At 36.8% G+C, this 21,715-nt stretch carries 19 protein-coding genes; 15 read left to right on the forward strand and 4 right to left on the reverse strand.

What is annotated here, in order from left to right:
• The first annotated feature begins 171 nt into the window (after positions 1–171).
• Positions 172–519, forward strand: a complete 348-nt coding sequence (locus tag NST38_RS07980; RefSeq protein ID WP_341343899.1) for an AAA family ATPase — start codon at positions 172–174, stop codon at positions 517–519.
• A 73-nt stretch (positions 520–592) separates the two neighbouring features.
• On the forward strand, positions 593–1,486 hold the full coding sequence (locus tag NST38_RS07985) for an AlbA family DNA-binding domain-containing protein (RefSeq protein WP_341343900.1): 894 nt from the start codon (positions 593–595) through the stop codon (positions 1,484–1,486).
• A 768-nt stretch (positions 1,487–2,254) separates the two neighbouring features.
• On the opposite strand, the gene NST38_RS07990 is transcribed toward NST38_RS07985, so the two are convergent.
• Positions 2,255–2,611 (reverse strand): hypothetical protein, encoded by a 357-nt coding sequence (locus NST38_RS07990; RefSeq protein WP_338708096.1) that lies wholly within the window; start codon positions 2,609–2,611, stop codon positions 2,255–2,257.
• An 806-nt stretch (positions 2,612–3,417) separates the two neighbouring features.
• Entirely contained in the window at positions 3,418–3,705 is a 288-nt protein-coding gene (locus tag NST38_RS07995) for a DUF6809 family protein (RefSeq protein WP_338708097.1), read from the reverse strand.
• Positions 3,706–3,860: 155 nt separating this feature from the next.
• On the opposite strand from NST38_RS07995, the gene NST38_RS08000 reads away from it, so the two are divergent.
• The 13 genes from NST38_RS08000 (at position 3,861) to NST38_RS08060 (ending at position 17,838) form a co-directional block, all read left to right on the forward strand.
• Positions 3,861–4,085: a helix-turn-helix domain-containing protein gene (locus NST38_RS08000; protein ID WP_338708098.1), complete on the forward strand. Its 225-nt coding sequence runs from the start codon at positions 3,861–3,863 to the stop codon at positions 4,083–4,085.
• Positions 4,086–4,369: 284 nt separating this feature from the next.
• Positions 4,370–5,209: a restriction endonuclease gene (locus tag NST38_RS08005; protein ID WP_338708099.1), complete on the forward strand. Its 840-nt coding sequence runs from the start codon at positions 4,370–4,372 to the stop codon at positions 5,207–5,209.
• 319 nt (positions 5,210–5,528) lie between these two features.
• On the forward strand, positions 5,529–7,502 hold the full coding sequence (locus NST38_RS08010; RefSeq protein WP_341343901.1) for an ATP-dependent nuclease: 1,974 nt from the start codon (positions 5,529–5,531) through the stop codon (positions 7,500–7,502).
• Positions 7,499–9,304: an ATP-dependent helicase gene (locus NST38_RS08015; protein WP_338708101.1), complete on the forward strand. Its 1,806-nt coding sequence runs from the start codon at positions 7,499–7,501 to the stop codon at positions 9,302–9,304. The genes NST38_RS08010 and NST38_RS08015 overlap by 4 nt, the downstream gene beginning before the upstream one ends.
• Positions 9,305–9,801: 497 nt before the next feature.
• Entirely contained in the window at positions 9,802–10,542 is a 741-nt protein-coding gene (locus tag NST38_RS08020) for a restriction endonuclease (RefSeq protein ID WP_338708102.1), read from the forward strand.
• 137 nt (positions 10,543–10,679) lie between these two features.
• A complete protein-coding gene (locus NST38_RS08025) occupies positions 10,680–11,882 on the forward strand; it encodes a protein kinase family protein (protein WP_338708103.1) in 1,203 nt (400 codons plus the stop codon).
• 163 nt (positions 11,883–12,045) lie between these two features.
• On the forward strand, positions 12,046–13,053 hold the full coding sequence (locus NST38_RS08030; RefSeq protein ID WP_338708104.1) for a GTP pyrophosphokinase: 1,008 nt from the start codon (positions 12,046–12,048) through the stop codon (positions 13,051–13,053).
• A 186-nt stretch (positions 13,054–13,239) separates the two neighbouring features.
• Entirely contained in the window at positions 13,240–14,244 is a 1,005-nt protein-coding gene (locus tag NST38_RS08035; RefSeq protein WP_338708106.1) for a hypothetical protein, read from the forward strand.
• A 613-nt stretch (positions 14,245–14,857) separates the two neighbouring features.
• Complete coding sequence (locus NST38_RS08040) at positions 14,858–15,031, forward strand: aspartyl-phosphate phosphatase Spo0E family protein (protein WP_338708107.1); 174 nt, start codon at positions 14,858–14,860, stop codon at positions 15,029–15,031.
• Between the two features lie 36 nt (positions 15,032–15,067).
• Complete coding sequence (locus tag NST38_RS08045; protein ID WP_338708108.1) at positions 15,068–15,376, forward strand: hypothetical protein; 309 nt, start codon at positions 15,068–15,070, stop codon at positions 15,374–15,376.
• 204 nt (positions 15,377–15,580) lie between these two features.
• A complete protein-coding gene (locus NST38_RS08050; RefSeq protein ID WP_341343902.1) occupies positions 15,581–16,099 on the forward strand; it encodes a hypothetical protein in 519 nt (172 codons plus the stop codon).
• A gap of 528 nt (positions 16,100–16,627) precedes the next feature.
• Positions 16,628–17,236 (forward strand): hypothetical protein, encoded by a 609-nt coding sequence (locus NST38_RS08055; protein ID WP_341343903.1) that lies wholly within the window; start codon positions 16,628–16,630, stop codon positions 17,234–17,236.
• Positions 17,237–17,253: 17 nt separating this feature from the next.
• Positions 17,254–17,838 carry a hypothetical protein gene (locus NST38_RS08060; RefSeq protein WP_341343904.1) on the forward strand — a complete coding sequence of 195 codons (585 nt, stop codon included), beginning with the start codon at positions 17,254–17,256 and terminating at the stop codon, positions 17,836–17,838.
• Positions 17,839–17,964: 126 nt separating this feature from the next.
• Here the strand turns inward: NST38_RS08060 and NST38_RS08065 are convergent, their stop codons facing one another.
• Together NST38_RS08065 and NST38_RS08070 are read right to left on the reverse strand one after the other, a co-directional pair.
• Positions 17,965–19,644, reverse strand: coding sequence for an ABC transporter substrate-binding protein (locus NST38_RS08065; protein WP_340936548.1), 1,680 nt, complete (start codon positions 19,642–19,644; stop codon positions 17,965–17,967).
• Between the two features lie 318 nt (positions 19,645–19,962).
• Positions 19,963–21,573: a response regulator transcription factor gene (locus tag NST38_RS08070; RefSeq protein ID WP_076252707.1), complete on the reverse strand. Its 1,611-nt coding sequence runs from the start codon at positions 21,571–21,573 to the stop codon at positions 19,963–19,965.
• Positions 21,574–21,715: the final 142 nt, after the last annotated feature.

Consider the following 21,715-nt stretch of genomic DNA (forward strand, 5'->3'; position numbering starts at 1 on the left):
GAGGATGTTGGTTAACTCGAAGATGTGATTCCGTCGTATAACATAATATTCAAGCAGCGGTTCCTTAAGAGCCTGGGTCTCCGGATAGATTTCGGAGGAATTTCAGCAGACAACCCCTTCGGGGGTTTATGAATAAAATAAAATGATTGGATTTACTTAACAGGAGGAAATATGTTAGAGAAGCTAAATATATATAATTTTGGCCCATTTAAAACATTTGAAATGAACTTCAATAAAGATATAACAATTATTCTCGGCCCAAATGCTTCTGGAAAGACGCAATTGCTTGGAGCTATAGTTGGAGTTTTTTATGGACAAGATTCAATTTCCGTAAACGATAACACAAACACAGAAGAAATGCGTCTTTCTTTAAAATTTAAGTTTCCAGATAGTCAAGTTGAACTAATACGAGGCTATACAAACAATAAATTTTATGTTGAGAATCACACACACTATATCTCAAATAATAAAATATTTCGTCTTAAAACTAATGATATCAATGAATATTATCAATTATAAAAATAATTTGACTGAATTCAACATAGAACTTATAAAGAAGCATCTTCTTCAATTTCAAATTAAGGATACTTCGATGGACTTATTACTAAGGATAATTAATCGTATTGAAAAAACAAAAATTAAGAATTCGTATAAAATTCATTCCGGCGGAGACATGTATATTTTAGAACTATTGTTTTATTTGTCTATAGCCTTGGAAGATAAAACAAAATTGATTATTATTGATGAATTTGCAGGTATGCTTGATTCTCATTCAGCTTCAGCTCTATGGGATTTAATAATTGAAGTGTCAAAACGAATGCAGGTAATTATATCTATGAGTGGTTATCGTGTCCCACCTTTAGATCTTGAAAAGTCTATCAGAATATTACCTTCAGTAGATTACAAAAAAAGAAATAATATAAACTTTAATTATAGGTTCTTCGATTCTCTTCTTATCGAAAATCGAATATTTAACTCGTTAAAAAATAAAAATAAAATAGTTAAATACCTTATAAATACACAAGTTGAATTCGAGGAAAATATTACTATGGAATTTAAAGAAGTAAAAGGAGGTAATCCTGTAGACTCAATTCTAAGTGTCGTGGATCAATATGTAGTGGCTTATTTAAATGTAGAGAGAGATACAATTGGGACAATTTTATGGGGAATTAGTGATGATAGAATTGTTAAGGGGGTACGGCTAAACTATACCGAAAGGGATAGACTAAGAAGAGAAATAGTTAACAAACTTTCTCAAGTAACTCCTCCTATTCCAAGTCAAGTTTGTTCAATTTCATTAGTTCAATTGTATGATGAAAATATGAATATAGTAACTGATAAATATATTATTGAAGTTACTGTTCTTCCACATCAATCTGAATATTTTTTTGCTAATGGTAAAGATGAAGTTTATATAAAGACAGATGGCGGAAAACGAAGACTTAAGGCACATGAATTACAAATTGAACTGAAATCTAGAAAATGAATCAAGTGAAAGTAGTATGAATAAATTAAAGCATATATATGCATTTATTCAAGTTTTTTAAATATTGAAAATGAAGTATAAGAAAGAAGCGTTTCTAAAATAGTCATTGAAGTATTGACCGTCGTATAACAATATATTCACGCTGCGGCTCCGTTGGAGCCTTGGTCTGCTGGAAGGATTTCGTGGAAGTATATCGGCAGACAACCCCTTTGGGGTTTCATGAATACAGGAACGTGAAAGAATGGGAAACCATGAAGGAAAGAATAAGATGAAGAAGCGCGAGTTCCTTATCGGCGTTTTTGGCTTAGGGTTAGAACGTTTAAAAAAGCAAAGCGATTGACAAAGATAAGAATGATGAAGAAATGAAGGCAAGATTTGAAATTGGAAGCACGGTGTCACTTCCGATCAGACAGATAAAGAAAGGGAATTTAGTAAGTATTTCAAATCAAAGGAAGTCTGAAAAAGATTGAGAACGAGCTAAAAAATCATTGGAGAAAGATAGAAAGAAAGCATAGAATTAAAGAGGAAAAGATCAAATAGGATTAAGAGAATTTGGGAAGATCACAGGCAGCATATAACATAATATTCACGCGGCGGGCATACGCCCTTGATCCGGCAGTCGCCGGATACTCGACATGCATCGAGTCGTGAATACGGGAACGTTACATGCAACCTGAATAGCAGAAGAAATATAGAGAACCAAATAAATCAGACTGGCCAATTTAATTATTGGCCAGTCTGATTTGTAGTGAGTCTCTTAGAGATCAGTCAAAAGTCTACATCTGCTTCGTTGATTTCATCGAGTATGTCATCAAAATCTGTAAACTTATCTTTGTTGAATTTTACTTCTTCCTTTTTAAGTTTTTTTAGAATTTCTTTCTTTTCACCAGCATCTATTGTTTGTGAAGTGGAAATAGCATTAATAATGTCCTTAATTTCGTATATGTAATAACCATCGGTTGGCACAGATAAATCGTCTATGTCTTCAATATCTAGATCTTCATCTACAGCAAAATCAGACTTGTCTTTTTGAAATTGATCAACAAGATAAGCTTTCAAGTCTTCTTCGTCATCGAAACCTCGAACAGTAGATTTGTCTGCAGGAACGAGTAGATACTTTTGCAAGAAAATCACTCCCAAACTAAAGTTAGATTTTATAATACAACGATGCTTGATTACAAAGGAATTATATAACAATAAGCAAGAGCTGTAACTATCTAAATAGAAAAACATATATTTTTACATGAGAGAAATTAAAAAAGTGTAGAATGCTAAAAAAATACTGTAAAAATATAGAAATAAAGCATGAAGTCAAAGAAGTAAATGAATAAATAAGTTTAAGAGGATCTAAAAAACAGGCAGTATATAACATAATATTCAGGATGTGAACATTCGTTCTTGGTCTGGCATTCGCCAGACATCCGACATTCGTCGAATCGTGAATACAGGAACGTTATATGCAACCTGAAAGACTGGGAAATCATAAGAGAGATTGAAATGAAGAAGCGCCGAATTGCTTATCGGCGTTTTTTGTTTAGGGTTAAAAATCAAAGGGAATACAAAGCTAAAGAACAATTAAATGAGAAAATCAAGGGTTAATACATGAAGCACAAAGTTGCTTCAGATCAGATGAATAGAAAAGAAGATCAGAAAGAGAAATTTAAAAGAAAATAGAGCTGAAAAACGTATTAAGACCTAAAAAACCATTGTGGAAAGATAGAAAGAAAGCATAGAATTGAAGAAGGAAATAATGAAATAAGATTAAGAGAAATTGGAAGGTCACAGGCAGCATATAACATCATATTCAAGCTACAGGCATAAGCCCTTGATCCGGCAGTTGCCGGACATCCGACATACGTCGGATCGTGAATATAGTGAACGTTATACGACAGAATCAAAAACAATAATAGAAAAGAGGATCATATGATCCTCTAAATGCTAGAGTTTTGCAATTCACAAAAGAGTTGTAAAGCGTCTTTGAAACCTTGTATGTAGATACTTCTTTCTAAGATGGATTGAAGAGAAATTTGAGCGTCTTCGTAAAGAAAAACCGTATGTTGAAGTTGATCAGGTAAAGCATCACGAAGTGTTTTAAAGTATTGATCTGCCTCCGTAGAAAGCTGATTGTATTCCGTATGACATTCCACAAGCTCAGTATAGAGTAACTCTAAACGTATTCTTATTAGTGGTTCTGTTAACGATTCTAATGTATTAACCATATAATTAATCCTCCTTATAATTAACTTTGCGAAGTTATTATATAACCTTATAAGGTTAATTACAAGGTGAATATTTGACTTTGTAGAGTTAAAATTTTGCTTTTCGTTGATGATTATTGATGTGGAAGATAAGATAGAGCTATGGAGGGGAAAAGATGAAAGTAATCAAGTGCAATATACGAGAACTCATGGCAGAACATCGAATAGATGATATAACCGAATTGATGGTGAGATCAGGCTTAAGTCGTAACTCAATCAACAAGTTATATAGAGAGACGAATATAGAAACAACAAAATTAGAAACACTATTCAAGTTGTGTGATACGTTTAATTGTAAGTTGTCTGATTTAATCGACTATGTACCAGAAGAAAATAAATAGTGAGAGGCGTTTCGAGAAGAGATCTCGTCGTGTGACATAATATTCGAGCAGCGGCTCCTAACGGAGCCTTGGTCTGATGGAAGGATTTAGGAGGGAGTTTCAGCAGACAATCCTTGGGTTTCATGAATACAGGAATGTTATGTGAAATACTCGTAAATTATAAATAATGAAATGTGAAATAATTGATAGATTTACATATTACTCAGATATTATTTTCAAGTAAAAAAGAAAATAGAAGAAAGAAAAACTTTATGAATGCTATGAAGTATACTCGGAGGGCATATATGACAAAAAAAATCTTATTGGATTTCTCAGATTTTTATGAAGATAGATACGAATACAGTCGAACTGGGCCAACTGATAATATTTTAACTCAAGAATACAGAAAACCCAATGATGTCAGCAACTTTTTTAAAAAAAGGGGTTTTTGTCCATTTTGCATGAAAAACATTCCGGAAGTTTTTAATAAGACAGATAAATTTACTATGGGTAAAGAAATGTGGACATTTATCAAAGTATGGGAATGTGACTCGTGCAAGTGGTGGGAATACTCAGATCAATTTAGCGAAGAGGAAGATCATATTTCAGAGTTACATACACAAAACTCGGATATTTTAAGACATGGAATTGTTAAAAAATTTAATATTGGTGACAAACAAATTCCAATTAATACACTTATAGACGAACTTATGAGAACAAAGGAGATACTATATAGTATCGATCCTTACAAATTTGAAGAAATTGCTCAACATGTATTTTCTGCATATTTTAATTGTGAGGTTAAACACGTCGGTCAAACTGGTGATGGCGGTATAGATTTAATTATTGTGCTTTCAGATGATCCAATTTTGGTACAAGTAAAGCGAAGGACGTCTGCAAACCATATTGAGTTAGTGAGCGGTATCCGGGAGTTTATTGGATCTATGTATATAAAGGATGCTCGGAAAGGAATATTCTTATCAACTGCAAAAGACTTCTCTAAAGGAGCCAAGGAAACAGTGAATGATGTTTTAAATAACAGAAAGTTTGACTTTTTTGAACTGAAGGACTTTAAGAGTTTCTGCGATATGTTAAGCGTTCTGAAAACAGAAGACTATAAACCATGGAATAAATTTATTAAATAAGTTTTGCTTTAAGTGTTGATGGGAAATGAGTTCTTTATGTAGTAAATCAAAGAAGGGAAGTCCATCACATAACAATGCATTCACGATGCTGGTTGCTAACGTACCCCTTGGTCCACACCGAGGGATTTCAAGGAAGAGGAATCAGGCAGTGAGGTTCTTGATTGCAATACGTTATACGACAGAACGAAGTAAGTATGATGAAGTTATCTCAATTAATGAAGAGTTAATAAATCTTAAATTGCGGTGAAGAGCTACAAAAAGAATTAAAATTCTTATAACTGAAAGGCGGATTTATATGCAATCTCCCTTTATATCGCGTGTGAAAGTTGAAAACTTTAGAAACTTTAGAAATGTAGATGCTTCATTGAGCCATAAGCAAATTATCATTGGTGAAAATAACGTAGGTAAAACCAATCTTATCCGGGCTATACAGCTTATCTTAGATCCAAGATTAAGTGATGAAGATCGTATGCTAGGAGAGTCTGATTTCTACAATGGAATATTAGATCCTTTAGAAAATGGTGAGGAGATCAAAATTTCTATTGAGGTTCAAGGATATGAAAATAACAAAACTTTACTTGCCGTCTTATGCGATGCTTCGATTTCTACAAGTCCGGCAACTCTAAAATTCACATATCGTTATTATCCTATATCTAAAGAAGACGGTTCCAAGGAGTATAACTATACAATTTACCAAGGGAACAATGAGGCTAATCTTTTTACGCATAAACAACGAAAATACTTCAATATTAGAGTGATCAGCGCTTTAAGGGACGTAGAAAATGAAATGAGAAATTCAAGGAAATCTCCAATTATTGAGTTATTAAAAGAATATGAATTTAACAAAGATGAGTTAGAAAGAATAGCTTCTAATTTGAAAACAGAGAGTAACGAATTGCTTTCTATGGATGAAATTCAGGATGCAATTACTAAAATGAATTCTCGTTTTGGCAAAGTGATTGGAATTCAACCTGATTCTGAATTGCAGCTTGAAACAATGGACTTCCAAGCGAATCGACTCATTTCAGCACTTAAACTAGTGATGGGCCAGCATAAGAGATCTACGAGTGAAACTAGTATGGGATTAACGAATCTCCTTTATATTTCCCTTATCTTACTTTTGCTTGAAGATAAAACTATCCCAAGTCTTTTAAGTACCACTCAATATCATTTTTTGAAAGAACTAGAAGGTTCAGAAATACTTGATGATTGTTATGAAGAATCTGATAAAGGTAACTTCAAGTTAAAAAACGATATAGAAGAAACAATATCAAGAACCTTATATGCTTTTATGGACAGTCCTAGCAGAGAGGCAAAAGGATTTACTCTTCTCGCCCTTGAAGAACCTGAAGCACATTTGCATCCTACTTTGCAGCGTATTATTTATAGAGATGTAATGCAGGGAAATACATCGTTACTGATGACGACTCATTCTCCTCATGTTACCTCTGTTGCTCCTCTTGAATCTATTGTACATTTGCTTTGGACATCTGATGGAACTCTTGTAAATACAACTGCAAATATCAAATTACCCCCTAATGAAAAACAGGATTTAGAAAGGTACTTAGACGTAAAGCGGGGAGAATTGTATTTTGGAAAAGCTGTTATTTTGGTAGAAGGAATAGCAGAAGAATATTTGATTCCTAAATTCGCAGAATTACTCGACAAGCCGTTAGATTCTAGGGGGATTTTGGTTTGCAATATTAACTCCACTAATTTCACTCCATACGTAAAATATCTTTATGAACTTGGAATTCCGTATGTATGTATAACGGATGGTGATTACTACATCATTGTTGAGGATAAGGAAGGAAAGGAATCTAGAAAGTACGGTCTAATGAAAGAATCTGATCACGAAAATTTTGGATACTTAGGAAATGAAATTATAGGACAACTTTTAGTGGACCTAAAAAAAATAAAGACTCTTCCTGATGATATGTCATGGGTAGAACAGGATGAATTATTTTCTGAGCAAGGCTTCTTTCTAGGAGCGTATACCCTAGAAACAGAAATAATGGCAAATTGTAAATCTAACATATCGGCCCAAGAAAAGATCTGGCAAACCTTTAATGAGTTAACAAGCGGCGGCGATCAACAAAAAGAGAATTTCAAAAAAGAACTAAATGAAGGAAAGTATGATGCCTGCTTGAGAAAAATAGAAAACAGCAGTAATGGAATAGGTAAAGGTCGCTTCGCCCAACGTCTTTCTATGAAATGTACAAAACATCATATTCCAAGCTATATAGAAGATGCTATTGATAAAATTTTTGAAAAAGTAGATGGTCTTATATGAGTAGTAGTTATATAGAGAAGCTACTTCAAATCAAGAAAGATCCTCATCAACATGAGGCTTTCACTTCTAAAACAAATACAGTAGTTATTGCTGGGCCTGGAAGTGGAAAAACTACTGTTTTAACTCTCAAAATAATGAGTTTACTTCATGATGCAATTGCCGAACCAAGAGGTCTTGCTTGTATTACTTATAGTCGTGCAGCAGCCAGAGAATTTGAAGAACGGTTACTGTCATACGGGTATCAACCCAAAAGCAATGTATTTCTTGGCACTGTTCATGCTTTTTGTATATCAGAGGTTATCGCACCTTTCGCACATCTTTCTATTTACGAGATTCCTTTGCCATTAAAAATCATTTCGGAAAAAGAAAGAAAGCTATTATTTAACGAGGTGTGCAGGGTGCTGCATATATCGAATGATGATTTAAAGATTGAAGAAATGGATAAGGAACGAAATTTAATTATTGAAGGAATAAGTAAAGTGCATATTCCTAGCTATGATCTAGCATTAAGAGTCGCTTTAGAATTTGAGGATAGACTACACGCTAGTGGCAGAATAGATTACATTGATGTTGTCAAATGTTCCACTTTAATTATTCAAAAAGAAAAGTATGTTAGAGATTGCTTGGAGGCTAAGTTCCCTTGGATTCTTATTGATGAGTATCAGGACTTGGGTAAGCCTCTACATGAAATGGTTCTATCCCTTTTTAATTTAACAAAAATTAAATTTTTTGCAGTGGGTGATCCCAATCAATCAATATATAGCTTTGCCGGAGCGATACCTGATTATCTATTAGAACTATCTGCTTTAAGAGAAATGAGTTCCATCGAACTGCTAACTAACTTTCGAAGTAACCAAGGCATTATAGATGCCTATACACTTGCAATGCCTCCGGCCAGCATTAAAAATTATAAAGCCGGAAGTAGATTTAATGAAGAAGCTGAATTTAAATTTGTAACTTGTAACGAGGGCCTTGAGGATCAATATCGAAAGGTTGTAGCATCGATTATTCCAGAATGTATTCAAAATGATGTTCCATACAGAGAAATATGCGTTTTAGTTGGTAGTAATGATAACGCTAAGAAACTAGGTGAGCTTTTTCAAAGTGAAGATATCCCATATTACATCAACAAACGTAAAGACTTCGAAATCACAGAGATCGTTAAATGGTTAATTGGATGTGCAAACTGGTGCTTAGATTCAACTAAGGAATCCTTCTCTGATTTATATTTATTTTGGGCAAATATTTTCGGGGTTCATAAAGGACACTCCATTACAAATGATGTTGTTAAACAAAAACTCTTTTATGCAGCCCTTACTCAAAGCAAGCAAGCATCTGACAACCTTTCAGATTGGCTTGATTGTATAGACGAACAGGTACAGTTGCTAGATCTACTTTTTGAATCTGACTTTTATTCAGACGAACATGAGAATTTAAAGAAACTCAAAGAACTTGCATATGATGGTGAGTTTCAAGATTTTTCTCTAAAAAACTTTGTGGGGATTTTAAAATCTTCTGATCGAGTGACTATTTCTACTCGACATAGCTCGAAAGGATTAGAATTTGAAGTTGTTATTTTGCTGGGATTGGAAGATGGAAGTTTCCCTTTTTTCAAAAGTATCAACAGTAAAGATCCTAGCAAGTTAGAAGAAGAATTCAGAGTTTTTTTCGTCTGTATAAGCCGAGCTAAAAGAGCTTGTTACTTAGTCAGATCACTAAAGCAACGAAATAAATATGGAAGAATATTTGATAAAGAGCCTTCAAGATTTTGGACGATGCTCTATGACGTGTATGGCGATTAATTACTTCTCTGTAACTCCTACCTTGAACTTTGTTTATTACGATGAGATGAGGCTCACAGTCAGCCTATATGCCCAATGTGAGCCTCATCTCATATTAGGCTAGTTTCTTTCTATTCGGTATTTTCTAAGGGTGCCGGAGTTTCCAGATGTTTTGATTATAAAAAATGTGTGAATATCCAGTTGTTCAGTAGAAAAAAAGGCTCTTCACCGTAACGTTTCATTCACAGACTTCAACTAAGAAACAGAAAACAAGCTGCATTCCCGATGTCGTAGAATTGTTGGAACATATAACGGTTTAATGAAAGAGTAGAATATAAGAGGGTGATGGTTAACTCGAAGATGTGATTCCGTCGTATAACATAATATTCAAGCTGCGGCTCCTTCGGAGCCTTGGTCTGCGGATGAATTTCGGAGAGGCATTTCAGCAGACAACCCCTTCGGGGTTCATGAATACAGTAACGTTATGTGAAATACATTAGGCGCCAAGGAGAGTATTTATGAGGATATTAGAAAGCCATCCAAGTGACTGGAAGGAATTAGAGGTGAAAGTTGCAAAGATTTTAAACGCTTCCGGATTCAAAGCAACAGTAAATAAGCAAATTAAAACAGTTAGAGGACATGTAAATGTTGATGTATATGCAGAAGATGTTAAATCTATTCCAAAGTCAATAAATTTATTCGAGTGCAAGTATTGGTCAGCAGATATTCCTCAAGCAGTGATTCATTCTTTTAGGACAGTATTAAATGACTTTGGGGCCAATAGTGGATTCATAATTGTTAAGAACGGTTTTCAATCAGGTGCTTATGATGCAGTTAAGAACACAAATGTTCATCTTTTAAGTTGGAATGAATTTCAAGATGTATTCATAGAAAGATGGCTTGAATGTACATTAGATACACTTAATGAAATTAGTCTACCGCTAAGGGATTATACTGACCCATTAGATATGGATAAGTTTTACGAAAAAGCTTCAGATGGTGATAAAGAAATCTACAAGAATCTCTGCGTTAAATATGTAGGAGTAGCACTTTACTCTAGTAAATTTCTTTACCAATTTCAAAGTGGAGTAATGCAAATTAAAAAAGAAGAAGTTGATCAAGTAATAGATAAAGCAATAAAGGAAGAATTATTAGGTACAACACGGTTTCGCTCATACTCCGATTATTTTGAATTTTTGTATGATAATTGTATGGAAGGGATGAGAGAGTTTGAATTACTATTTGAAAAGTATAACTGAGAAGGATGCACTTCACATAACATAATATTCACGCTGCGGACATTCGCCAGGCACCCGACATGCGTCGGATCGTGAATACAGGAACGTTATAGGAAATCAGCTTGCAGAAAATTTTTAATACCTAATGAGGTGAACACATGCAGAATGTAGATGGATTCTTGAATTTGAAAATCAGCCAACTTTCAACTTATAGAAATGAAAAAATTGTACTATTTTATGAGTTTTACAGAAACATACCTAATGAAAAGTTAAAAGAAATATTTTCAATACTTCATAGTAGCTTGAATGATTTATTCTCATTTATGAATAGTAAAAACAGGCCGGGGTTAGGTGGGCATTATAATGCTCATGAGAGTAGATCTCTGATCGAAATAATCGATAATATAAGAGTTCTTCAAACTTCCCTTAAAAATGATTATAGTTTTGAAATAGATCAAGAATATCAAGATACTATGAATTTTTGTGAGAAGTTTTTATCGGATAGTGGAGGCAGCGCAATTCCAGATGAATTAACGCGAATTAATATAATCGAAGATAGACCAGTATTTATATTACTTGATACAACAGTAATAAAAACGTTAAAAGCAACAGCTACAATAGACTTGAAGCAAATAGGAGAAGGTTCATATGCAAAGGTCTTCAAATATAAAGATCCGTTTTATGATTGTGATTTTGTAATCAAAAGAGCTAAAGAAGATTTAAGGGAAGACGAATTAATCAGATTTAAGAATGAGTACAACGACTTAAAGGCTTTAGATTCTCCATTTATTATTAAGGCATACTACTATGACGATGAGAAAAAAGAGTACACAATGGAATATGCAAATAAAACTCTTGAAAAGTTTATGAGTGAGAATAATACCAAATTAAATTTAGATAGAAGACGAATTTTGATAAATCAATTGTTGAATGCTTTTGAATATATACATTCAAAAGGTTATTTGCATAGGGATATTAGCTATCAAAATATTCTCGTGAAAATTTATGAAGATAGTTCATTAATGATAAAGGTATCAGACTTCGGTTTAGTAAAACGACCTGATAGTAAGCTTACGCGGCAGGGAACAGAAATAAAAGGAGCTATTAATGATTATTCTGATCTTGCTGTAGTCGGATTTGAGAACTACGAAGTACGTCATGAAACGTTTGCCCTAATCAAGATCATTTACTTTATTTTAACGGGGAGACAAACAAATTTTCATAAAGAAAAGAATGATGTCGTTAAGGAGTTTATCTTAAAAGGAATATCGTCTGACAAAAATGAGCGATACTCATCTATAGAACAAATTAGAAGGAAATTAATAGAGGATGTATACCCTGCTATAAGATCAATGAAGTGATTTCGACGAAGTTGCTTACATCCTATAACATAATATTCACGCTGGGGACAGACGTCCTTGATCCGGCATTCGCCGGATACTCGACATGCGTCGAGTTGTGAATACAGGAACGTTATACGCAACCCATGAATCCAAAAAAACTATTTTGGAAGGAATAAATTAAATGGAAAACAAAGAAACCTTAAAACAAGAATTTTTGAAAGCTAATCCATTATATCAACGGCTATCGTTCAATATAACCGAATCTCTAAAATTCTTACTTAAAGATAGTGGTATCCCATATTTAGACGTATATTCAAGAGTTAAAGAGTTTGATTCATTTTTCGATAAGATAGATCGGAAACAATATAAAAAACCATTTGATCAAATTGAAGATATTTGTGGTTTACGTATTGTTTGTTACTATCCTTCTGACATTTTGCAAATTAAAAAAATAATAGCCGAAGAATTTGTCATTGTGAATTCAGAAGATAAGGTTGATAATCTTGAACCAGACAAATTTGGATATAGATCTCATCATTTCGTTGTAACGCTAAGACACGAGTGGTTAAACGTTCCCAATTACAGAGGATTAGAAGGTATAAAAGCTGAAATTCAAGTACGAACGATATTGATGCATGCTTGGGCAGATATCTCTCATAAGCTATCTTACAAAAAGAAAGAACATATTCCAGAATTATTTCAGAGAAATTTATTTCAATTAAGTGCATTGTTTGAGATCGCAGACGATAGATTTGAAATGCTTCGAGCAGAGCGTGAAAAATATCGTAATAGTATGATTAACAATGGACAATTCAATCTTGTTCAAGAACTAAATTTAGATAGTCTCCAAGCTTTTTTGGACTTTAATTTTCCAGATCGAGTTAAAGACACCGATGATATTATAGATTTATTGGACGAATTAATGAAATACGAAGTTTCTTTAGAAGAATTGAATGAATCATACATTAAAGTCAAGGGATTATTACCTGAATTTGAGCAGGAAGTTTTCTATGAGAACAATATAGGTATTGACGAAGAAGAAAGTAGATGGACTCAGTGTGGAGTTGTTAGAAGTTTCCTAATCCTAACAAACGATCGCTATTGGGAAGATAGATGTTCTGAGTTTCCAAATAGCGTAATTGAATTAAGACGAAAACATAGAGATAAAGTAAAGAGTATTGAAGCTTGATCGATGAAGCCGGGGCAGCGTATAACATATTATTCACACATCGGGCATACGCCCTCGGTCCGGCAGAGTGATTTCAAGGAGGTAGAAGTAGCCGGACACATACGACTCCGTCGGGCGTCGTGAATACAAGAACGTTATCCGAAACCCCTTGGAGATACAAATAAATTATTACGAGGTGTATTTTAGATGTCAATTTCTTTGAGTTCGGAAATAATTCAAACAGTAAGGGAATTTCTAGATATCGATTATGAAATTACTCCAAGTGATTTATATGAAAAATTATATCAATACAGATCTAAAACTCATCCTGATTTATTTATTGACAAAGATGAAAAATCAGCTGCTGAGAATAGGTTTAAGGATTGTTATAAATACTTAGATGAACTATCAGATTATATAAATAAAGATAGGATGATTAACCCAAAGGAACTAACTGTATATGACAAAGAATTTGAAATGCTTCAGAGACGGCAAGAAATGATAAAAAATGAAAAAGAATTGGAAAGATATAAGAATGAGATTCTGTTTCTTCAATCATCAAGCATTAATTTATCAAATAAAGTAAAATCACTGGAAAGCGAAATGAAAACTTTACGAACAAGTAAAATTTCGGAGAAATCTGATGAATTAATATCAACATATAGACCAACCTCAAAAAACTTTAAAGTATTAGGAATAACTATTGTACTTTCGACGTTAATTGCAGTGTTGACACAAATTGAGCAAATTACGGGCAAAATTTTAAAATATTCTCCTTTAGACAAATCAATTTTAAATATTATTGTTTTTACTGTCTTTGTTTTCGTGATTGTATTCTATCTAAAGAAGTTCATAGAACATAAAAGAGTTGAGGGATTTATAAAGGTTATACAATCTCAAAGAAGTATAAATGGATTCTATGAATATTTAATGGAAACTGCGAAAGATAAGGAGTTTAGTGATTATGATGTTTACCAGTATATTGAATTAAGACTCGAACCACAGAAGTTCATTTCGAAGCATATTCTTTCTAATATGAGTAAAGTTAATAAAGAAGAAACTTATGAAGTGTTAAAGGAGATTTTTATTTATAATCTCTTGATAAAAAGTTTAGTAGTGCATGTTGGGGCTGAAAATCTAAATCAAAAGTTTAAAATGAAAAAATCTAACTCATATAGTTTTGATGACATTAATTTAGACTTTGAATTCTAAAAAAACTTGCAAATAAAAGTAGGGAAAAATAGAGGTTGTATATCCTAGAAGAAGGGGCATCGGATAACAATTCATCTACGCTGCGGAGCTGATGCTCCTTGGTCTGCAAGATGAAATTCTAGGAAGTATATTCAGCAGACAACCCTCACAGCCTAACCGCATCGCGGCCAGTCGCTACGCTCCTTTAAGGCAGTGAGGGCTCGTAGATACCCGAACGTTAAACAAAACCCCTAAACAAAACAAAAGATACAACACATTTGAAAGTTGAGGATGAGATTAATGGAGGATCGAGTAGGAGCTTTTTAAAGCCTTGGTTGGAGGGGGGAGAAATTTCTTAACAGACAAGTGAAATTGCTGTGACTGTGAGGTTAGATAGGAAGCTGAGAGTTCGTCTTATTATTGACACCGAAAGTTTATATCGGTGTTTTTTTATTTTTAATTCGACTGCCGCATTAAAGCAATCATAGTTTATCTTAAAATTTGGTTTAGATGAAAATATTAGTATTCAACATCGGGTATAGATAATCGCTTTAAAATTGACTGTTCACGTCTAGTCTCAACAAGACATGGTGCAGTTAGACCCATCAGAGAGGTGGATGTATGAGCCGTTTGCTTGACTTATTTGGAAGAGGAACGGCGCAAGCTTAATCAACTTGGAGAGGCATCCTTGAAGCAAGCGATTCCGTTGTGGGAGAACCCTGAGGTTCAGGAACAGAGCCGGAGGGTGGATGAACTGGTGGCCCAAGTGAGTGAGATGAAGGCGAGACATAACCGAGTTGTAAGATGATGAGAGAGGTACAAAATGCGTAGGGGAGGAGAAGCAATGGAATTTCCACCGTGGATGCAACAAGCGATTCAAGCAAGGCTGGATGAGGTGACTGCCCGGCTTGAACATGATCCTGAACTGAGTCGAGTACGTGGGGGAACAGACGAAGCATTTGAAGTTTTGTTTGCAGGTAAAGATGTCGAGCAAACACCTGAATATAACGAGTGGGAGAATCGTTTTATTGTTAGCAAAGGCATAGAAAATGAGCGGTTGTATATGCAGGGACTACGAGATGGCATTCAGCTCACAGTATCCTTGCTGGGTCAGTCGAAGTCGATGCCAGAGGAGACCGATACAGAGGCTTGATCCACTAAGGCGAACCCAAAAGTCAGGGGAAGCTGCCTAATGGGAAGCTGCCCAATCTTAACTTAAAAACCGGAGCCGAAGCGTGAATCTATCGCTTCGCTCCGGTTTTAATGCTCTACTTTTCCAAATTCTAAATTAAGAAAAGGAGGGCTTTGAGTATGTGTTAAGCATAAAGAAACAAGGGTAGAAGCGAGGTGTGGTTATTTGAAAAAAAGATCTAAATACTTAATCGTGCTTTTTATGTTTATTGCGATTGTGTTTATTCTTCTTTTTTTGAATACCAATAAAAATGAAGCCAATGAGCTAGTGGTTAATGGCAATATCATTCACGTCAAAAACTTTGATCTGAATGCCAAATCAACGAATTTAAAGACAATGACAGAAGGATCAATATTCGTTGAGGGTGAGAAGGAGCATATTGATCTTATCAAAATAGTAGCACATGTAGAGATTGACCCTGCTGACTGGGGTGGTGTTGCATTTTATATCCCTGATCAATGGAGTGTCTCCAGTATAACCAGCAGTTATCCTGAACATCAATCGAAGTTGAAGCCTGCTGAGTATGTATCCACCTGGATGAATTCTTCTGATGACTCTTCATGGCGCACAATGATTGAAATTGGGAGAGAACGAAATTACATAGCAAATGGCGGAGGTACTGGAACGATTGTGATCGAGTTAAGTCAAGATCAAAAGGATATGTCCCTCCCTCTGAGTCATTAAAAATTGGTATTGAGGTCGGATCATAAGAGAAAAATGGAAACCGAATTATGGGTACAGATTCTGTTAAAGTTGCTGTATTTTGAAGTATTTAATCGTGATTCTTTTATTTGGCAAACGAAAACTAAAGGAACTTGACCTAATGTTCATAAAAAAAGAAAATATCCAAACTCCATTAGTCACAAAATAGACACAATATTAAGTAAACATTTTCCATATATGTTACGTTTGTATAAATAGAGGGTTCAACATTTAGTTATCGCGAGAAAGCTGCTTGTATTCGTTAAATGACAGTGCAGATTCAGATTGTTATTAGAGAGATTTTAATGCTCTCTTTTACAATAAATATGCTTGTTAAATTATCGGGATGAAGGTGGACTTACTAAAAGCTCGAAGGTTCTATTTTATTTTAAAGATAGAACGTTTGAGACTCGTTCTTTACAAGGGGGGCTTAGTTAATTTCACAAGGAAATTTAGTATGTTTTGTATTTCATCAAATGCTGAACAAATTTATACGGAGAGGTGAATATTTTGAAGAAACGTTGGATGGTAATGTTAACCTGTTTAATGGCTGCATTCCTCATTACAGCATCTGTAAAGGCAGCAAGCTCGGATTATTATAGCGGATCATGGGATACAACTAGTACAACCAGTTTAGGTATAGCAGTAGGGTCGAGTATGTCATCCAATTTAAGTTCGTTTCAAAGCTGGTATACCGGATGGAATGGTGTATCCTCCAAAGTAGGCTTGGCAAAGCCTTATGAACAATCAAGTCTAGATCAAACACCACACTTCGCAAGAATCAATATTATTGGAAAGAATCTTGGTTCTACAGGTAACTGGGCAGAAGCTTGCAATTATAAATATAGTGTTATATGGGGTTACTCGTGTGATTGGAGCGGATCTTGGAAAGACTCCATTATTGAATTTAATACCAACACGGATTCAAACACGAAAGTAGGGTATTCGTTTCATAGTGCTAATTTAAAGAAAAAAATATTCCTGCACGAATTGGGACACTCATTAGGACTTAAACATCCAGATACTACTTCTAACGCCATCATGAAACAAGGGGATAATGGATACTATGTTGTACAGACCTATGATAAGTCAAATATAAAAGAGAAATATGGAAATTAAACTTTGGAGGTGCTGACATGAAAAAGTGGATAATGGCAGGGGTTATAGCTGTGATGGGGGTTAGCCTTTTTTTTGGATATAAGCATTTAAATGCACAAGAACTACGTCCAGATGCAGATTACCACAATTACGCTCTTTCTGAGATAGAATCATTAGCTACTGTTATAGTGGAGGCTGATTGGGAAGAGGAAACGAATTCAATCGTTGAATTAGATCAAAAGGATAAGTATCCATTGGACACACGTACATTTTCAAATATAAAAGTGAAGAAAGTATATAAGGGTGCAGTGAAGGAGGGGGAGGAACTAAACGTAGTTGAATACTATGCCAAGTGGAGAGATGTAGCAGGTGCATATGTAAAATATCCAAATGAATTGTATCAACCTTTAACGTCGGATAAAAACTATCTATTGTTTTTATATCAAAGTCCAGAGGAACCTTCAGGTTCATATGAGATCATCGGCAACCATCAGGGTAAATATGTTTACCCGGAAAGTCAAAGTAATATGAGTATTCAATCCACTAGTGATCTGGATATTGCCGAAAAAGATGAACATTATTCTGCCTTATATAATGAGGTAAGTGAAAAGTATTTTAAGTAGCACAATGGATATTATTTGAATTACAGAGGGGAAGCGACCCTGATCTACACTTAAAAACCCGAGCCGAAGCGTGAATAACTCGCTTCGGCTCGGGTTTTAACGCTCTACTTTTCTAAAATCCAATTCTTACTTCGCACTTACCGATTTAAACCAATCATTCACTTCTTGCGTGATCTGATCTCCGCCGTTGGATTTCCAGTTGGCGACGAATTGGTCAAAGGCATCAATAGGCAGATTGCCGTAGATGATTTTGTTGAAGGTTTCCATCTCGGACTGGCGGAGCAGATTCCATTTGGATACCATGGTTGGTGTTGCAGCACCAGTAAAGTAGTTTTGTTTACGGACGTCGATCTGGGACATAACCACTTTACCTGCATACCAGTTTTCCGGTTTACGGAATTCGGCCATTTGTTTCTCGTACGGTGTTTCAGGCTTCTCGCCGTTGGCTAGCTTCACGAGTGTTTTCATGTACAGATCCGGGATACGTGCCGGGCCGGTCAGGAAAGGGAATTCGTTGGAGAAGTCTTTGATCTTCTCTTTGTCACTGGTCGGTTGTCCGTCAATGATATCCCAGTCATAACCTTTGGCGAAGCCGTATTCATACTCACTGCCCGCAGCCGGGTTAGCCAGGTTATCGAGCAAGTAGTTGTAATACAAGAAGATTGCTTCTGGATGCTTCGCATCCTTGTTAATCATGATACTTGCGTTGACACCAGAGTTCTGCCACTTCGTACCGATCTTGCCGTCTGGGCCCGCTGGAACAGGGTAAGCTTTATACTTTGAGCCAGGTACGTTCTTCAGCAGGTCAGGTGCAGGCCAGTCCGGTACCCAGTTTGCGCCAGGCAGAATGCCTGCTTTACCAGCTGTCCAGCTTTCAGCGGATTTGCCTTCGTCCCACAGAGCGGAGTCAGCGTGGATATAACCTTTATCCATCCATTCAGCTAGCTTGGCAAGGGCTTGTTTGGCACCCGGGTTAACGGAGCCGTACTCGAGGTTGCCGTTTGCGTCTTTGTTCCATTGCTCCTCGATTGTGCCGTATGCACCGAACAACCAGTCGAGCTGACCCATCCAGGTGTTGGTGTTATTTTTCAGCGAGATCGCCAGCGGGAATACTTTGTCTGGAGACAGACCGTCCGGGTTCTCGTTTTTGAATTTGTCCATGATGTTCTCAAGGTCTGCAATGGTTTTCGGAGCTTCCAGGTTCAGCTTCTCCATCCAGTCCTCGCGGAGCCAGAGCAGTGTATCGTCGTTATCGGTGTACTCCATGATCGGCATGTTGTATTTCTTGCCGTCCTTGGTGAACGGATACCACAGTTCAGGATGTGCTGCTGCGTGATCTTTCAGGGTCTGACTCGCGTACTTGTCGAACAACTCATCAATTGCGATGAATTGACCGGAGTCGATCAGCTGATTGGTCAATACCGCATTGGTAGGTACTGTTACGAAATCAGGCAGTTTCTCGCCAGAGGCGATAGCCAGTTGCAGCTTTTGTCTGTATTGATCGTCATTGGCTGGATACCAAGTATCTTTATGCTTCATACCCAGCGTTTCGAGCATCCAGCGATCGTGCACGTTATTTTCTTTGGTATCTCCTTGCACGTATTTCTTCGGCATCAATACCGAACTGAACTCGATCGGTGGGTCATATTTTCCTTTAGCAAAAGCAGCTTCTGCTTCAGCTGAGCCGACAGTTCCCGGCGTATTATTACCATTGTCACTGCCTGTCTCGCCACTGCCGCACGCAGTGATCGTAATGAGCGCGATAACCATGAGCAGTGACCACCATGTTTTTTTGAATTTGATCATTGTTCAATCCCCCTACGGTGTATGATCTTTAAAAATGCGTGTTCAAAAAGGCCGGTTTTCAGTACCGAGAAGATGGGATGAAGCTAGAAATGGAGTAGCGGAGCGTAGATAGAGCTACGTGAGCAACGGACATTTCGGCTGAATTCCATATTCGATGCTGATGATGCCGCTAGGCATCCTTCGTAATCAAAAGCGGACTTTTTGAACAACCTCTACAATGTAACTGTACCAATTTGGACGGGAGGGCATCTATATGAGTTTGTTAGTTTCCATAGGACTCTATTAGTGAATGTGCAAAAAGATCGGTTTTCAGTCATGTTATTTATGCTGGTCTCTGTATTCCTGCGGTGTAACGCCAAACTGGCGTTTGAACACTTTGATAAAATAAGCTGGGTCCATATAGCCAATCTCCATGCTGATTTCGTACACTTTTTTGGTGGTCGTGACCAGCTTGTGACAGGCCCGATCCATGCGCAGGCGTGAGATATAATCACTGATGCCTTCGCCCGTTTCGATCTTATAGATTTTGGATAAATGGGTCGGGTGCAGATTGACATGGTCAGCGAGCACACGCAAAGACACATCCAGATGCAGGTTCTTATCTGTAAAATCCTGAATCTTCTTCACATACTCGGAACGAATGTCCTTGATCTCGTTGGACGTGCCTTCCTTGAGTTTGCCCAGTACACTGAGCGACCATTTCCGCAATTTGCTGATGGTAGCGAAAACTTCCCCACTTTGCAAATCCTCGACATCATTTCCCATTAAAGTGGTCAGAGTCAACTTGTTCCGATGGGCAATATTGGTGAATGAAGCCGTAATAAGAAAACCTGCCTCCATACAGTGCTCCCATGATTCCGACCATTTCTCATCCAACTCGGCGCAGACCGCGCGTATTTTCTCCTCCGCTGCATCCCATTGTCCGCTCTCTAGCAAACTAATAAAGGTGGGCGGGGTGTACAGAACATCCAAGGGACCTTGTGCCGCAGGTGTCTCGACATCGCTGACACGCATGACAAATTCGCGTTCGTCTCCAACGATCTGCCGGAAATAAGCGGAAGCCTGACGGAAACGATCGTAGAGCTGATCCGGAAAGGTGAACCACTCGGTGATAACGATGGAGAGGGAGCCTTTCAGAAACTGTTTTACTTTGGATTGGAGCTGAATCGATAGCTTCTCCAGAATGGTTTCTTTCCCAATATCGCCTTTCCGATCTTTAAACTGAAGTAAAAACACGAGATATCCGTGCTCCTCCTTGACGCCCCAAACTTCCATAAACTCACCCATAATCTCTTCCGCCATATTGATGATCGCATATTCGATCAGGGTCTGATCATTGCTGTCATAGTGTCCGAATTCTTCTTCCAGACGTACCAGCATTAATGCGGCATCCCCGGTATGAAAGGGCAGAGCGTAATTGGCTAGCTTACGCTCCCATTCGGCAGCGGCGATTCGTTGTCCCTGTAAAGCTCCTAGGAGTAGTCGTCCCCGCAAATGGGGGAGATTCTCTCGCAACGTAAACTGCGTTCGTGTCAGTGAACTGACAATTTCCCATTCGTTGTTCAATTGATCGATGGCCTTCTGAACAGCCCCCATTAATTCATCATCTGTCGGCGGTTTTAGCAGATAGTCTACAGCCTCGAACTGGATGGCTTTTTTGGCGTAATCAAATTCGGAATACCCGGATAACAGGATACATTTTATTTTTTTGTCCCGGATGCGGATGCGTTCAATCAGTTCAATTCCTGTCATTTCGGGCATCTGGATGTCCGAGATCACGATATCGATGGGGTGGGTGTCGATCATTTGTAGTGCTTCGTGTGCTGAGTATGCTTTATGCACATGTTCGATCCCCAGCGTGTGCCAGGGCTTGGTCATGGACAGGTTATCGACCCAGTGTGCTTCATCGTCTACGATCATCATGTGCATTATAATGTCTCCCTTGGTGGTTGAACTAAAGGTATATTTACACTTGCCACTCCGATGACAGAACAACCTTCCGATCGCTGTTCAAGCCCCATTTTCTGAATTAAATGATTATAAGGTTAAAATGGTGCTTGAAAGGCGAACG

It is taken from the genome of Paenibacillus sp. FSL H8-0104 (assembly GCF_038050215.1).
GTDB lineage: Bacteria > Bacillota > Bacilli > Paenibacillales > Paenibacillaceae > Paenibacillus > Paenibacillus amylolyticus.